This window comes from Cobetia sp. MM1IDA2H-1 (assembly GCF_002916775.2).
Classification (GTDB): Bacteria; Pseudomonadota; Gammaproteobacteria; order Pseudomonadales; family Halomonadaceae; genus Cobetia; species Cobetia marina.
Genome location: NZ_CM133225.1, coordinates 2068130 through 2083040, shown reverse-complemented (window position 1 = coordinate 2083040; position 14911 = coordinate 2068130). Strand labels below are relative to the sequence as shown.

The 14911-nt window shown below is 61.7% G+C and carries 12 protein-coding genes; 3 read left to right on the top strand and 9 right to left on the bottom strand.

The window, feature by feature from the left end:
- Positions 1-104: 104 nt before the first annotated feature.
- Both BOH68_RS08885 and BOH68_RS08880 read left to right on the top strand, forming a co-directional pair.
- A complete protein-coding gene (locus BOH68_RS08885; RefSeq protein WP_077376075.1) occupies positions 105-1121 on the top strand; it encodes an IS30 family transposase in 1017 nt (338 codons plus the stop codon).
- 77 nt (positions 1122-1198) lie between these two features.
- The gene (locus BOH68_RS08880; protein ID WP_139345460.1) at positions 1199-1510 is read left to right on the top strand and encodes a hypothetical protein; all 312 of its coding nucleotides are present in this window, start codon (positions 1199-1201) and stop codon (positions 1508-1510) included.
- Between the two features lie 145 nt (positions 1511-1655).
- Here the strand turns inward: BOH68_RS08880 and BOH68_RS08875 are convergent, their stop codons facing one another.
- The 9 genes from BOH68_RS08875 to BOH68_RS08835 all read right to left on the bottom strand — a co-directional run bounded on the left by BOH68_RS08875 (position 1656) and on the right by BOH68_RS08835 (position 13013).
- Entirely contained in the window at positions 1656-1883 is a 228-nt protein-coding gene (locus tag BOH68_RS08875) for a glutaredoxin family protein (RefSeq protein ID WP_077376078.1), read from the bottom strand.
- Between the two features lie 170 nt (positions 1884-2053).
- A complete protein-coding gene (locus BOH68_RS08870; protein ID WP_077376081.1) occupies positions 2054-3739 on the bottom strand; it encodes a GMC family oxidoreductase in 1686 nt (561 codons plus the stop codon).
- A gap of 16 nt (positions 3740-3755) precedes the next feature.
- Complete coding sequence (gene rihA, locus BOH68_RS08865; protein ID WP_077376084.1) at positions 3756-4691, bottom strand: pyrimidine-specific ribonucleoside hydrolase RihA; 936 nt, start codon at positions 4689-4691, stop codon at positions 3756-3758.
- Positions 4692-4856: 165 nt separating this feature from the next.
- Positions 4857-5510, bottom strand: a complete 654-nt coding sequence (locus BOH68_RS08860; protein ID WP_077376087.1) for a DsbA family oxidoreductase — start codon at positions 5508-5510, stop codon at positions 4857-4859.
- A gap of 297 nt (positions 5511-5807) precedes the next feature.
- Entirely contained in the window at positions 5808-6803 is a 996-nt protein-coding gene (mmuM, locus tag BOH68_RS08855; RefSeq protein ID WP_077376090.1) for a homocysteine S-methyltransferase, read from the bottom strand.
- Positions 6793-8160, bottom strand: coding sequence for an amino acid permease (locus BOH68_RS08850; RefSeq protein ID WP_258038293.1), 1368 nt, complete (start codon positions 8158-8160; stop codon positions 6793-6795). The genes mmuM and BOH68_RS08850 overlap by 11 nt, the downstream gene beginning before the upstream one ends.
- Before the next feature lie 365 nt (positions 8161-8525).
- On the bottom strand, positions 8526-9812 hold the full coding sequence (gabT, locus tag BOH68_RS08845) for a 4-aminobutyrate--2-oxoglutarate transaminase (protein ID WP_374700411.1): 1287 nt from the start codon (positions 9810-9812) through the stop codon (positions 8526-8528).
- 124 nt (positions 9813-9936) lie between these two features.
- Positions 9937-11430 carry an NAD-dependent succinate-semialdehyde dehydrogenase gene (locus tag BOH68_RS08840; RefSeq protein WP_077376094.1) on the bottom strand — a complete coding sequence of 498 codons (1494 nt, stop codon included), beginning with the start codon at positions 11428-11430 and terminating at the stop codon, positions 9937-9939.
- Between the two features lie 158 nt (positions 11431-11588).
- Complete coding sequence (locus BOH68_RS08835) at positions 11589-13013, bottom strand: APC family permease (RefSeq protein WP_077376097.1); 1425 nt, start codon at positions 13011-13013, stop codon at positions 11589-11591.
- A gap of 416 nt (positions 13014-13429) precedes the next feature.
- Between BOH68_RS08835 and BOH68_RS08830 the strand changes: the two genes are divergently transcribed.
- Entirely contained in the window at positions 13430-14905 is a 1476-nt protein-coding gene (locus BOH68_RS08830) for an aminotransferase-like domain-containing protein (protein WP_077376100.1), read from the top strand.
- Positions 14906-14911 lie beyond the last annotated feature (6 nt).

The window sequence follows — 14911 nt, the reverse complement described above, 5'->3', positions numbered from 1 at the left end:
ATAAGCATGGAGATGGCACATGATCGAATCAGTAGCACAGATATTAGAGCTTGGCCGCAGATTCTGAGTGCAACACCTGAGTTTCCCTGTAAGGTATTGCGCTCATGTCATACTCAGAACTCAGCATTACTGATCGTGCCACTATCCAGGTTTGCCTCTCTCAAGGCTTGAGCCTCCGAGCCATTGCTCGATGCCTGAGTCGTTCTCCCTCCACTATCAGCCGCGAAATTCGTCGAAATAGTGAGCCGGGCAACGACTACCAAGCTGAACGCGCGCAAGCGTCCCGACTCAAGCATCGGCGCTTTTGCCGGCCCAAGCGTAAGCTTTCCATCGGTAGTGAGCGGTTCAAGCTTGTCGAGTACCTCCTTCGCCGCTACTTGTCTCCTGAGCAGATCGCCGGCAAGCTTCGACGCATGAATCTACCCAAGCTTGAAGACGCCTACGTCTGTCGCGAGACGATTTACACCGCCATCTATGCGCTGCCGGTTGGGCAACTGCGCAAAGAGCTCATCCATTGCCTGCGGCATGGCAAAAGTACGCGTAAGCCTCGACGTGGTGAGACGGACCGGCGAGGTCAGATCCCCGACATGGTCAGCATTCACCTTCGCCCGCCCGAGGTGGACAAGCGCGAGATGCCTGGGCATTGGGAAGGCGACCTGATCAAGGGAAAAGGCAATGCCTCAGCGGTTGGCACTCTTGTAGAGCTCAGTAGCGGATACTTGATACTGGCAAAGATGCATGATGCGACTGCGACCTCAGCCGTAGAGGGCTTCAGTGCCGCGCTGAACAAAATGCCATTGGCAGCACGAAAAACCCTGACGTATGACCAAGGACGGGAGATGGCCAAGCATGCCGCTATCACGCAAAATACTGGCGTCGCCATCTACTTCTGTGATCCTCACAGCCCTTGGCAAAGAGGCAGCAACGAGAATATCAATGGGCTGATTCGCCAGTATCTCCCCAAGGGAACGGATCTGTCACTGACCAGTCAGGAAGAGCTGGATGCCATTGCCTTCGAGCTGAATATGCGGCCTCGAAAACGCTTCGACTTCAAATGCCCTATCGAGGTGATGAATGAACTGATGGCAAAGCACAATGAAGCACCACCCTCAATTCAATAGGGTGTTGCACTCAGAGCCTGCATCCGCCCCATGAGAATTTTATATTAGATGAGCAAGAGACAGAGTGGAAGCCTTTTATGGCCACTCAATTTATGCAAGATTTTTTTATGGACTTCCTTGTTAATGGTGGCGCAATTGATTATGCTAGTAAATCGTTTGAACTCTTGTGTAGAAAAAATAACCTCAATAAAAAAGCTGCAACAAAACAATTAACAGACTGCCTTTTGTTTACTAAAGAGAATGGTTTTTTGGTTTCTGTTTACGGAGTTGTTCTTATGGCTGAAATTGACTCTAAATTCTATATTACCCATGACCACAAGCGTTTCTACACATGGTGTGAGAAATATGGCCTCAAACCCTCTGTCATGAGATTTACACGCATTGACTAATATACATTACGTGACCTGGGCAAATCGGGGATGTAGCTCAACGTAACCCGCCTTGCATGTAAGTCTTAGTTAATGGGCAGGAGGTTTATGCTTGTTTTTAGTGTATGTGAGAAGTATTCATTTACCCAGGTTATAGGAATATCGCTCAACCCTTATACAACTGATTGAAGCCTTTCACGCTGAACCCCTTCAGGAACTGATCGCCAATCTTCAGGACAGGCACGCTGCGAAAGCCTGTCTTGGCGAATTCCTTCTGGCCCGCGGGGGATCGGACGTCCACCAGGCGGAAGCCGATTTTCTGCTGCTCCAGATACTGCTTGGCTGTCTGGCAGTGCGGGCAGTTTGCCATGGTGAAAAGTGACACCCGTTTCATTGCTGTGCTCCTGTGTTGATCGATCCCGCGCGTTGTATGCACCTCGCCTGAGATGTTGGCGGGCAATGATACCAGTCGTCGTTCTCTCTCTACACCAGCACTTCCTGCGCCAGCACCCCTTGCAACAGCACTTCATGCACCAGCACTTTCCACACCGGGCGTTGTGAAGATCAGCCCTTGCGCGGGATATGGCTCATCGTATGTTCCGCCAGGGCGGTGATGGTCAGGCTGGGATTGACGCCCAGGTTGGCGGCGAGCATCGAGCTGTCACAGATCAGCATGTTCTGGTAATGAAATACTCGGTTTTGCCCATCGCAGACTCCTTCCTCAGGCGTGGCTGCCATCGCCGCGCCGCCCATGCAGTGCGCCGTCGTCGGGATGTTGAACAGTATCTCGGTGATATTGCTGCCGGGGATGGCACCGATGGCCTCGGCTCCGCGAGTGACAAAGTCATTGGCTTCCGGAATGAAGGTCGCGATGCGCTTGCCTTCAGTGACCAGCGCCTTGCGAAACGGCCAGTACCATAGGCGCTTCAGCCTCATGTTGAGATGGCCCTCGGCCGTCTGCATGCACAGGAATATGATCGTCTCCTTCGCGAAGCCCCATGGCATCTGGAACTTCATCGCGCGCAGCGGATTGGCGGCGACTATCTTCGCCATCGCGCCCAGCCACGAGAAGGGGCGTGTCCAGCCGGGTTTGCCCTTGGCCATCGTGGTAAACAACAGGCCCATGAAATCAGAGCCAGCAGGGTAGCGAGTGGCTTCTATATGGGTGAATTCATCGATATGAATGCCGGAGCCGATGGCGATGCCCTTGGACATGTCATCGCGACTGTCCGGAATACGACAGCTGATCAATGACTCCGCATTGGTGCGTACCCGCTTGCCCAAGGCATTGGAGATATTCGGCAATGAACCCTTGTCCTTGAGTTTGAACAACAGCTCCTGTGTGCCAAGTGATGAGCCGGAAAAGACGATGGACTGGCAGGTGAAGCGGCGCTTGCCCCGGCCCAGATAGAGACCAGCGAAGGTGGAGGGCACCGTCGTCACGGCATAGCCGTCTGCTCCATCGGCCTTGCCATTGAGTGGCACGACATCGATCACCCTGGTTTCGGCATGCACCTGGGCGCCGTACTTCTCGGCCAGGTACAGGTAGTTCTTGTCCAGCGTGTTCTTGGCACCATATTGGCAGCCCATCATGCAGCCACCGCAGCCGATGCAACTTTTACGTTCTGGGCCTTCGCCATCGAAGTAGGGGTCTGCATGCGCGCTACCGGCGCTCGGCGTGCCGCTTTCTCCCTCGGGGCCAAAGAAGATGCCGACCTCGGTGGGGTACCAGGTATCTTCACAGCCCGTGACCGCGGCCATGCGTTTCAGGCTGAGATCCGCCGGGGCGATGATCTGATTGGTCGTCACTCCGAGCATCTTCTGCGCCGTGGCGTAGTGTTTTGGCATCACGGCATGCCAGTCATTGAGGCCCGCCCATTGGCCGTTGTCCCACACCTTGTCGGGCGGCACCAGCAGGGTCTGCGCGTAGGTGATTGAGCCACCACCCACTGCGTTGCCATGCAGCACGATCACATGGCGAAAGAAGCTCATGGTGAAGAAGCCGCGCAGGCCCAGCATCGGCCGCCACAGCCAGCGGCTCAGCCGCCAGTTGGAGCGGGGCATGTTGTCAGGTGTCCAGCGCTTGCCCTGCTCCATGACAGCGACGTCATAGCCTTTCTCGGTCAGGCGATGCGCGCACACCGAGCCGCCAAAGCCGGAGCCCACGATGAGGTAGTCGTAATCATGCTCGTGCTTATGGACGTGCGCCTGTTGCGCGGTGTCACTGGCGTGGCGATCAGCGGTAGTCATCGATAGTCATCGGTAGTCATTGATAGCGCTTGAGCTGTTGCGCGATCAGGTCAACGAAACCCTGGCGGTCGATATCGAACAATACCCTGGCGTTGTGTGGCTTGCCGGTGAGCTGGTAACGGTCGACCACCGTCATGCCCTGGGTGTGCTCGCCTTGCGTCTCGACCCCGACCCAGCACTCGACAGCGGTGAACAGCTCAGGCTTCAGCAGCCAGACGATGGTGCAGGGGTCATGCAATGGCGCACCGCTGAAGCCCCACTTGGGGTCACGGTGGTAGATCATGAAGAAGTCGAGCAGCTCGGCGACACACTGGGCGACGGGGTTGTCGATGGCGCGGATACGCTCGATATCCTCATCCATGATCTGCGCCTGATGGGTGACATCCAGCCCGCACATCACGATGGGCAGGCCGGACTTGAACACCATGTCGGCGGCTTCGGGGTCGACGAAGATGTTGAACTCGGCGGCGGGGGTCCAGTTGCCGACACCTGCCGCGCCCCCCATCAGCACGATGCTGTCGATCTTGTGGTGTAGCTCCGGGTGGGCTGAGAGAAACAGCGCGATATTGGTCAGCGGGCCGGAGGGCACCAGCGTGACCTTCTGCTCACAGGCACGGACCTTCTCGGCCATCAGCTCGATGGCGCTCTGCGTGACGGGGGCTAAGGCGGGGTCCGGCAGTTTGGGGCCATCCAGGCCACTTTCGCCATGCACGTTGTCGGCGATGATCAGCTCACGCGCCAGCGGCTTGGGCGCACCACCGGCGACCGGAATGTCATGCCGCCCCAGCAGGGTGAGCACGCGCAGCGCGTTGTTGAGGGTCTTGTCGGGCGTCTGATTGCCGGCGCTGGTGGTGACGGCCAGCACGTCGAGCGCGTCTGAGCTCAGGGCCAGAATCAGCGAGATGGCATCGTCGTGGCCGGGATCACAATCGAGAATGATGGGGCGCGGCATGCAGAAGTCCTTGTCGTGAGTCGTATTGTTGTCGTGGCTTGCCTCAATCAGCCTTTCCTTTATGCCTGAACGCAAAACGACACGCCATCCTTGCGAAGGGCGTGTCGTCTGTCCGTTCATGGCATTCGCGCTTGGCGTCAGCGCTTGGCGTCAGTGCGTGGCAGATCAATCCGTCTGCTGGGCACGCGCCTCATTGAGCATCTGCACCAGCACTTCCACCGGCTGGGCGCCGGGCACGTAGTACTGACCGACGATGGTGCTGGGCACCGACTGGATACCGGCGTTGCGCAGCGCTTCCTGCTGGGCGGCGACTTCCTGCTCGCCCCCGCCGGATTCGAGGAAGGTCAGCGCCTGTTCGACGCTCAGATTCTCATCGTGCAGGCTTGCGATCTCGGCCAGCACCTGACGGTCTCCCACATCCTTGCCATCGTGGAAGTAGGCGGTGAACAGCGCTTCCAGCAACGGGCGCTCCGCCAGGCCCGCGGACTGCTGGCGCCAGACGATGCGTTGGGCATCGGTGGAGTTGGGCGTGCGCTCCATCAGGGCGTGGCGGAAGGTGACGCCGCTCTGCGCGCCTGACTGGGCCACCTGGGCATCCAGCTCCGCGCCACGCTCGACACTGCCGAACTTCTGCGCGCGGTAGTCGGCGCGCGCCATGCCTTCACGTGGCACCCACGGATTGAGCTGGAAGGGCAGGTAGTTCACGCGCACCTCATCCTTGAAGTCGAGTTGCGCGATGGCGTCATCAAGATGACGCTTGCCGATCCAGCACCAGGGGCAGACCACGTCGTAGGCGACCTGGATATCGAGCTGTGACATGGGGATTCTCCTGCTGATCTCTTATGCGCTCCTCATTGCAGCTTGAAGGTCGCTGTGAGAGCACGTCGGAATGATTTTGAGCAATCGCTCATCAGTGTCCTGCCATCCTAGAGATTTTGGGCCTGGGGCGCTACCGAAAACGCCCTGACCGATCATGTGTTGTGACCGGACAGGGCGTTCGTGTTCAGCGCTAATGATTCAGTACCTGGAGTTCAGCGCTTGGAGCTCAGTGCTTGGAGTTCAGCGCTGTGTATCCACTGCGTCGGACTCAGCGTAGGTATCAGCCCAGAGTCTTGATCAGCCCAGCGCCTTGCGCAGATCCGCCAGCGCGCGGATATCGTCCGGGCCGGTGCGGCAGCAGCCACCGATGGCCGTGGCGCCGGCGGCCAGCCAGCGCGGTGTCCAGCCGGCGAGGTCATGGTCGTGGTCAGAGCCGTCGCCATCAGAATCTACCGAGACGGCACAGGCGGCAGACCAGGTCTTGGTGACCGGGTCATAGACCTCGCCGGAGTTCGGGTAGATGACGATGTCCTTGTCCGTCTCGCCGCGAATCTCGCGCACCAGCGATTCGATGTACTCAAGCGCGGTGCAGTTGACGCCGATGGCGACCACCTGCTCGCAGTCGGCGATGGCGCGCACGGCCTCACGGATCGGCGTGCCGTCGCTCAATTCGGTGGCGTTGCGCGCGCTGAAGGCGATCCAGGCACGCGCCGTGGGGAAGTCATCGCGCAGCAGATCACACACGGCCAGTGCTTCCTCGGCGCAGGGGAGTGTCTCGACGGCGAGAATGTCGGGTTTGGCATCGAGCAGCGTGGCGAGACGAGCACGGTGGAAGTCGCGCAGGCCGGCGCGGTCCAGCGCGTAGCCGCCACGGTATTCGCTGCCATCGGCGAGATATGCGCCATAGGGGCCGACCGAGGCCGCGACCAGCGGCGGGCAGTCCAGACGCTCCGGGTGCGCGGCCAGGTACTCGCTGCGGGCCTGGGCGGCCAGGGTGGCCGAGCGCTGGATCAGCGCGCTGGCCTGGGTCTCGCTCAGGCTGCGCGCCATCAGGCCCTCGAGCGTGGCCTGGTAGCTGGCGGTGGTGGCGACATCGGCACCGGCCTCGAAGTAGGCGCGGTGCACATCGACGATCGCCTGCGGCTCATCGGCCAGCACCCTGGCCGACCACAGCGAGTCGTTGAGATCGAATCCGGCACGCTCAAGCTCGGTGGCCAGGGCGCCATCGACGATCAGGAAGGGCTGCTGGGCGGTGATGGCGCTCAGCGGATTGCGGGTGGCATCAGCGGGCATCGAGGGCCTCCTGCGGGGTCGGAGTCGGGGGATTGGCGGCGTCGGTAGACGAGCGATGGGTCAGAAAGTGGACCAGATAGCACAGCGCCACGAAGGGCGCGCCGAAGTAGAGCGCGATGCGCTGGTTGGGGTCGAAGGCGATACCGATGCACGCCAGCGCGCAGAACAGGAAGGCGGCAATCGGCACGATGGGATACAGCGGCGCGCGGTAGGTCAGCTCGCTGGCGCTGTGGCCGGCCTTCAGCCACTGGCGGCGGAAGCTGAACTGGCTGGCGGCGATCGCCATCCACACCAGCACCACGGCAAGCCCGGAAATCGACACCAGCGCCAGATACAGGGTGTCTTCGGCATAGACGCTCGAGAGCAGCGACAGCAGACCGCCGAGCATGGTGATCAGCAGCGCGGGTACCGGAATGCCACGTTGATTGACGCGACTGAACACGCGGGGCAGCGTCTTCTGGTCCGCCAGGGTCCACAGCATGCGCGAGGCGGCGTAGAGACCGGAATTGGCCGCCGACAGCAGCGCGGTGATGATTACGAAGTTCATGATGTCCGCCGCGTAGGGGATGCCGGTGAGCTGGAAGACCGCCACGAAGGGGCTTTCCTTGAGACCGGCGCTGTCCTGAGGCAACAGGGCGACGATGACGATGATGGTGCCGATGAAGAAGATGATCAGCCGCCACAGGGTGGCGCGGATCGCCAGGGGCACGTTCTTCTCGGGATTCTCGCTTTCGCCCGCGGCGATGCCGATCAACTCGGTGCCGGAGAAGGCGAAGCTGACGGCCAGCAGTGTCATCAGGATCGGCATCACGCCGTGATCGAACACCCCCTCCTGCAGGATGCGCGTGACGCCCAGCGCCTCGGTATTGCCTGAGAGTGAGGTGAAGCCGAACATGGCGGCGGCGCCCACGGCGATGAACACGATCACCGCGGCGACCTTGATCAACGACAGCCAGAATTCGGATTCGGCGAAGAAGCGCGCCGAGACGATGTTCATGCCGAACACGATCAGCGAGAAGATGCCGCACCAGATCCAAGGTTCGACACCGGGGAACCAGCGGCCCATGAACACGGCGGAGGCGGTGAATTCCGAGCCCAGTGCCACGGCCCAGGTCAGCCAGTAGAGCCAGGCGACGGTGTAGCCGGTGGCCGGGCCCAGATAGCGGGTGGCGTGGGCGCTGAAGGCGCCGGGTTCGGGGTGGTGCACGGCCAGCTCGCCGAGACACATCATCACCAGATAGACCACCAGGCCGCCGATCAGATAGGCGAGCACCGCCCCCGCCGGACCGGCCTGTTGAATGGTATAGCCGGAGCTGAGAAACAGGCCGGTGCCGATGACACCGCCGAGGGACAACATCACCAGGTGGCGCTACTGCATGCTGCGTTTGAAGTCGTGGGCGTTGCTGTCAGTCATGGTAGGGGTCACTCGAGGTGCTGCCGATGAGAAAGGTCTCTCTCTGGCAGCCGTCGTTCACGATGGCGTGTGGCATGGCGAGAATCGGTCGGGAATACGCAGAAATGCAGCGAATATCATAATTTAATCAATTAGTTGCCACAAAAGGCTGCTTGGGTTGATTGGCTATATGGTTAGATGGGTAATGAGCTTGCGATTCATTTCTCGGCCCAGGGTTTCCCTCCAGTGCAGCGAGTGGCGCTGGAAACGACAACGGCCACCCGAAGGTGGCCGTTGGTTGGCTCGCCTGTCTCATGACAGGCCGTGGATCAGGCGAGGCTTTCCAGCGCCTTCTCGACGATGTCGAGACCTTCTTCCAGCACTTCCGGCTCGACCGTCAGCGGCACCAGCACGCGGATGGAGTTGGAGTAGAAGCCACAGGACAGCAGGATCAGCCCCAGCTCCTTGGCCTTGGCACATACGGCCGCCGTCGCGGCGGGGTCCGGCTTGCCATCGGCGTCCACCAGCTCGAAGGCCGCCATGGAACCCTGGTTGCGTGAGTGCGCGACATGCGCGAAGCGTTCTTCCCACTGGGCGAAACGCGCGGCCAGTTGCTCGCCCATCTGGGTGCTGCGCTCCAGGATGTTCTCTTCGCGGATGACGTCGATGACGGCCAGGGCCGCGGCGCAGGACAGCGGGTTGCCGCTGTAGGTGCCGCCCAGAGAGCCCGGGCCGGAGGAATCCATCACCTCGGCGGTACCGACGACGGCTGACAGCGGCATGCCGTTGGCCAGACTCTTGGCCATGGTCATGATGTCGGCTTCGACGCCGCTGTGCTCCATCGCGAACAGCTTGCCGGTACGCGCGAAGCCGGACTGCACTTCATCGGCGATCAGCAGGATGCCGTGCTCGTCACACAGCTCTCGCAGTGCGGTGAGGAAGCTCGGCGAGGCGATGTAGAAGCCGCCTTCGCCCTGCACCGGCTCGATGACGATGGCGGCGGTGCGGTGCGGTGCGATGTCAGTCTTGAACAGGGTGCGGATGGCGTTCAGGGACTGCTCTTCGCTGATGCCGTGAATCGGGTTCGGGTAGGGCGCACGGAAGATGTCACCCGGCATCGGGCCGAAGTCGTTCTTGTACGGCAGCACCTTGCCGGTCATCGCCAGGGTCATCATGGTGCGGCCGTGGAAGGCGCCGTCGAAGGTGATGACACCGCTGCGGCCGGTAGCGGCACGTGCGATCTTGATGGCGTTCTCGACCGCTTCCGCGCCGGAATTGACCAGCAGGGTCTTGCGTTCCGGGCCACGCACCGGCGTCAGTTCGGCCAGCTTCTGGCTCAGTTGCACGTACGGGGCGTAGGAGATCACGCCCGCGGCGGTGTGCATGACCTTGTCGAGCTGCGCCTTGACGGCGGCGACGACCTTCGGGTGACGGTGACCCAGGTTGAGCACGCCGATACCGCCGGCGAAGTCGATCCAGCGGTTGCCGTCCGCATCCCAGATCTCGGCGTTCAGCGCGGTATCGGCGAACTGCGGCGTGGCGGTGACGGCACCCTTGGCGACGTACTTGTGCTTGAGGACGTCGAGTTGTTCGTTGCTCAGCTGAGAGTGGCTCATGTCAGGTTCCTTTTCTTGTTGCCGGTGGCATGGCGTGGGCCATGCCACCGTTGTCTAGTAAACGTGGTGGGATAACGTTGTGAGACGTCCTCTCGAGGCATCGTCGCGAGGCGTCCTCACAAAATCAGAGGCCGCCGATGCAGACGTACTTCAGCTCGGTGAACTCTTCCAGGCCGTGATGGGAGCCTTCACGACCCAGACCGGACTCCTTGATACCGCCGAAGGGCGCCAGCTCGGTGGAGATCAGACCCTCATTGACCCCGACCATGCCGTATTCCAGCGCTTCCAGCGTGTGCCAGATGCGACGGTAGTCGGTGGCGTAGAAGTAGGCGGCCAGGCCGAAGGGCGTGTCATTGGCCATCGCGATGGCGTCTTCATCCTTGTGGAAGCGGAACACCGGTGCCAGCGGCCCGAAGGTCTCCTCATCCGCCACCACCATCTCGGTGGTGACATCGGCCAGCACGGTGGGCTCGAAGAAGCTGTGGCCCAGGGCGTGCGGCTTGCCACCGGTGACCAGGCGCGCGCCCTTGCCGATGGCGTCATCGACGTGGCTCTGCACCTTGCTGACGGCAGCGCCGTTGATCAGCGGACCGATGGTGTTGCCATCGACCAGGCCATCGCCGACCTGCATGGCGGCGACCCGCGCCGCGAGCTTCTCGACGAAGGCATCGTAGACGCCGTCCTGGACGAGGAAGCGGTTGGTGCACACGCAGGTCTGGCCCGCATTGCGGAACTTGGAGGCGATGGCACCGTCGACGGCGGCATCGACATCGGCATCATCGAAGACGATGAACGGCGCGTTGCCGCCCAGCTCCATCGCGGTCTTCTTGACGGTGGAGGCACACTGCGCCATCAGCGTCTTGCCCACCGGGGTGGAGCCGGTGAAGGAGACCTTGCGGATGCGCGGGTCGGTGGTCAGCACCTCGCCGATGGCGATCGGCTTCATGGCGGTGACGACACTGATCAGACCTGCCGGCAGGCCGGCTTCCAGTGCCAGATCCGCCAGTGCCAGTGCGGTCAGCGGGGTGGCTTCGGCCGGCTTGATGACCACGGCACAGCCTGCGGCGATCGCCGGCGCGCACTTGCGGGTGATCATCGCCAGCGGGAAGTTCCACGGCGTGATGGCCGCCACCACACCGATGGGCTCGCGCAGCACCATCAGGCGCTTGTCGGCGCCGTGGGACGGCAGGGTCTCACCGGCCATGCGCTTGGCTTCTTCGGCGAAGAATTCGATGAAGGAGGCGCCATAGGTCACCTCGCCACGCGATTCCGCCAGCGGCTTGCCCTGTTCCAGGGTCATCAGCTGGGCGAGGTCTTCCCGATGCTCAAGCACCAGGTCGAACCAGCGACGCAAGAGGGCGGAGCGCTCCTTCACCGGCACCTTCTTCCAGGCGTTGCCGGCGGCCTCGGCCGCGGCGACGGCGTCACGGGTGTCATCGGCGCTGACCTCGGCGACACGGGCCAGCTGCTCGCCGGTGGCCGGATTGGTCACGTTGAAGGTGGTGCCGGTCTCGCGGTGCTCGGTACCAATGAGCGCCGGGACGAAGACGTCGCTGCTGGTTTCCGAGTTGACGTAGCGCTTCAGGAAGTCGCTGATCGGGAGGGCGGAACGGGGCATGTGAAGCTCCTCTGGCGGTCTGGCGTGCAGTGCATTCATTGAGTGGACAGCGCTGGCGAATCGCGCGGACTGTCCTGATATCGGCTCGCGGTAGTCGAGTCCGATGGGGCCGGGCAGGCGGACGGACCTGCCCGGCGGTCACATGACGAGGCCTTTGCTCAGTGAGCGGTGAAGGCCGGTGCCATGATGCGGTCGCTGTATTCACGGCCGAATTGCTTGAGGGCGATGGCGTACATCACCAGGCCCAGTGCCATCCAGGCGCCGAAGATCATCCACTCGGTGCCGGTCAGTGCGGAAGGGCTGCCCGGCAGGTACAGACAGGCCATGCCGAAGGACAGCAGGATGGCCAGCACACCGCACAGCTTGCCGTGACGCACGCGGAACGGACGTGGCATCTCGGGCTCGCGGATGCGCAGGATCAGGAACGAGATCGCGACGAACAGATAGGCGATGACGATACCCAGCCCGCCGGCATCGACGATCCAAACCAGTGCCGGACGACCGAAGAAGGGCGCGATGCAGGACAGCAGGCCGATCAGCAGTACGGCGTTGGTCGGTGTCTTGTGTTTCGGGTGCAGCTTGCCGAGGGCGGCCGGCAGCATGCCGGCATGCGCCAGGGCGTAGATGGCGCGCGAGCCACCGATGTAGAAGGCGTTCCAGCTGGTGATGATGCCGGCGATACCGGCAAGGATCATCAGCTTGCTGGCCCATGGCGTGTTGAACAGCGCCTGCATGGCGTCCGGCACGCTCAGGGAGCTGTCGACGAGCGCGTCGTGATCCAGTGCCAGGCTGGTGGCCAGGATGATCAGCGCATACCACACCACTGCCAGTACCACGGACATCATCAGTACCTTGCCGATGGCGTTGTAGGGCAGATTGATCTCCTCGGCGGCCTGGGGGATGACATCGAAGCCCACGAACAGGAAGGGCACCAGCACCAGTACCGCGATGATGCCAGCCGTCACGCCACCCTCAGACTGGGTGAACAGCGGCGTCATGTTGGCGACGTCCCCCTCGAACAGGGCGCCGGTCACGAACAGTACCCCGGCGATCAGGATCACTCCGGTCACGACCTTCTGCAGCAGCGCCGCGGTGGTGATGCCGACGTAGTTGATGGCCATCATGGCCAGCGAACCACCGACCCCGACGGCGACCCAAGTGGCCTTGACGTCCCAGCCGGCAATGGTCCACATGTGACCGACGGCATAGCCGGGTGCGAGGTTCTCGATGACGGTCGGCAGAGCCACTGCTTCGAAGGACACCACGCTCAGGTAGCCGAGAATGATGGTCCAGGTGCACAGGAAGGACGAGAAATGTCCCATGGCACGGTAGCTGTAGACGTGTTCGCCACCCACCTTGGGCATGGCGGCGGCCAGTTCCGCATAGGTCAGGCCGATCAGCACGACGGCAATGCCGCCGATGATGAAGGCGATGATGGCACCGATGCTGCCGGCATCCTGAATCATGCCGCCGGTCAGGACGATCCAGCCCCAGCCGACCATGGCACCGAAGGCAAGGGCCAGAACGTCGCCGCGGGCGAGGACTCTGACAAGTTGTTCTGCAGGGGGAGTTGTTTGGGTCATGGGGGATGCGTCCGAGTCGATCTTGGAATTTGTTATATGGCGGTGCCGGACCTGAAGATGTCTTTCGTGCGCGTCTGCTGTCCTCTGCCAAAGGTGCTGGCGGGTAAGCAGGTGCAAGGTCAGTCCTGTCGCTGGCTGAGGCTTGTGGGAAAAATTCGCTCCTGTCGACATCGCAGGAGCGATCTAGCCATCGTGGGCTGTGAGCATCAGTCAGTAGGCAGCGCCTGAGGGACACGCTATCAGCGGCCACTGTTCAGGCGAATAGACCAATTGAGCGTTTGACTGGACCAATCTTGGTGGACTGCGGATAATCAGGGATGAATGGGCGCTGTACCCCGACAGCCAGGCTGGTTGCTCACGTGATCTATGCAGCGTATGGACGTTACGTGCTACATGAACGATATCGGGAGACCTGCATGGAACTGGCCACGCTTGAGCCATTGATCGAGTGCTATCGCCGCCAGTCGCAGGCCCTGGGCAAGCAGGTGCGGCTGGAGCAGGCATTGCTCGAGATGATTCGTGAGCAATGGCCGGTGGGGGTACGGCTGCCTGCGCATCGCAAGCTGTGCGAGGCGTTGGGCGTGGCACGCAACACCCTGTCATTGGCCATCAAGTCGCTAATCGAGGAAGGCTATCTGCACACCGGGCAGGGTCAGGGCACCTGGACGCGCCGCCCATATGCCGCGAGACCCGGCAGCGCCTCGCCCGAGGCACCTGCGCCACTGCCGCTCTCCACTCGCGCACGCCGGGTGCTGGGCGGGCAGGGGGCGAGTCTGATCCAGAGTGGCGCCTTCGTGCCGGGCATTCCGGATATCGCGCGCTTTCCGATGCGCAAGTGGCGTCAGCTGTATGCCAGCGTCACGGTGCCCCACAACGCGCTGCTGCTGTCGTATTCCAGCGGTGGCTATGGCCCGCTCAAGCGGGAGATTCGGGATTTTCTGCGCCGCTGGCGCAACATCGATTGTGATACCCAGCAGATCATCATCACCGAGGGCACCCACCACGGCATCGAGCTGTGCGCGCTGGCGCTGGCGGACGCCGGCCAGCGGGTGGTGATGGAGTCGCCCTGCTACTGGGGGGCACGCAATGTCTTTCTGGCCGCCGGACTCGAGACCCAGCTGATTCCCTGGCGGCCCCGGGATGACACCGCCGATGCCCCGGGCCACGAGATCGCCCTGCTGGAGCGTCGTCCGGTGCAGATCGCCTATTTCACCGGCTCGCATCACTATCCCTTGAGTGTCCCTACCTCACGGCGTGACAAGCTGGTGCTCTGCGAGGCCTGTCAGCCCGCCTATATCCTCGAGGATGACTACGAGTTCAGTGGCGATGACCATGATCAGCTGCTGTTTGACCCGGACGCCGACAATCGCCTGCTGGTCGGCTCGTTCTCCAAGCTGATGTTTCCTGGCCTGCGGCTGGGCTATCTGGTGGTGCCGCGCGCGCTGGCCGGGCCGATGAATCGGCTGCGCAGTGAGGTATTCCGCGAGGGACGTATGCTGGATCAGGCGGTATTGGCCCAGTTCATCTCCGATGGTGATCTCGATGCCTGGTATCAGCGCATCCAGCGCGATTATCTGGGTCGCCAACAGGTGGTGCACGACCAGTTGTGTCAGGTGAAGGGAGTGGTCAGTGTTTCGCCGCCATCACGGGGGATCAGCCTGTGCGTACAGCTGGAGTCTGACATTGATGATCAACGTGTCGCACAGCTGCTCATGAAAGAGCATCTGATTGTGCGGCCGTTGAGTCCGGTATGTAGTGCCAATGATTCTCGTCGTGGCCTGGTGCTCGGGGTGGGGATGCTGGCGGGAGATAGCCTTGTCAACGAGGTGGCGCGCCTACGGCGTACCCTCGAGAGTATCCTGGCGATGCGTGATATCCGACGCCAGAATTGAAAATGC

Coding starts and splice junctions, on each gene's coding strand:
- rihA (WP_077376084.1), bottom strand. CDS start 4,691: ATGCCGCGCCCCATCATTCTCGATTGTGATCCCGGCCACGACGATGCC.
- BOH68_RS08875 (WP_077376078.1), bottom strand. CDS start 1,883: ATGAAACGGGTGTCACTTTTCACCATGGCAAACTGCCCGCACTGCCAG.
- BOH68_RS08885 (WP_077376075.1), top strand. CDS start 105: ATGTCATACTCAGAACTCAGCATTACTGATCGTGCCACTATCCAGGTT.
- BOH68_RS08860 (WP_077376087.1), bottom strand. CDS start 5,510: ATGTCACAGCTCGATATCCAGGTCGCCTACGACGTGGTCTGCCCCTGG.
- BOH68_RS08840 (WP_077376094.1), bottom strand. CDS start 11,430: ATGCCCCGTTCCGCCCTCCCGATCAGCGACTTCCTGAAGCGCTACGTC.
- BOH68_RS08880 (WP_139345460.1), top strand. CDS start 1,199: ATGGCCACTCAATTTATGCAAGATTTTTTTATGGACTTCCTTGTTAAT.
- BOH68_RS08870 (WP_077376081.1), bottom strand. CDS start 3,739: ATGACTACCGCTGATCGCCACGCCAGTGACACCGCGCAACAGGCGCAC.
- mmuM (WP_077376090.1), bottom strand. CDS start 6,803: ATGCCCGCTGATGCCACCCGCAATCCGCTGAGCGCCATCACCGCCCAG.
- BOH68_RS08830 (WP_077376100.1), top strand. CDS start 13,430: ATGGAACTGGCCACGCTTGAGCCATTGATCGAGTGCTATCGCCGCCAG.
- BOH68_RS08850 (WP_258038293.1), bottom strand. CDS start 8,160: ATGTTGTCCCTCGGCGGTGTCATCGGCACCGGCCTGTTTCTCAGCTCC.
- BOH68_RS08835 (WP_077376097.1), bottom strand. CDS start 13,013: ATGACCCAAACAACTCCCCCTGCAGAACAACTTGTCAGAGTCCTCGCC.
- gabT (WP_374700411.1), bottom strand. CDS start 9,812: ATGAGCCACTCTCAGCTGAGCAACGAACAACTCGACGTCCTCAAGCAC.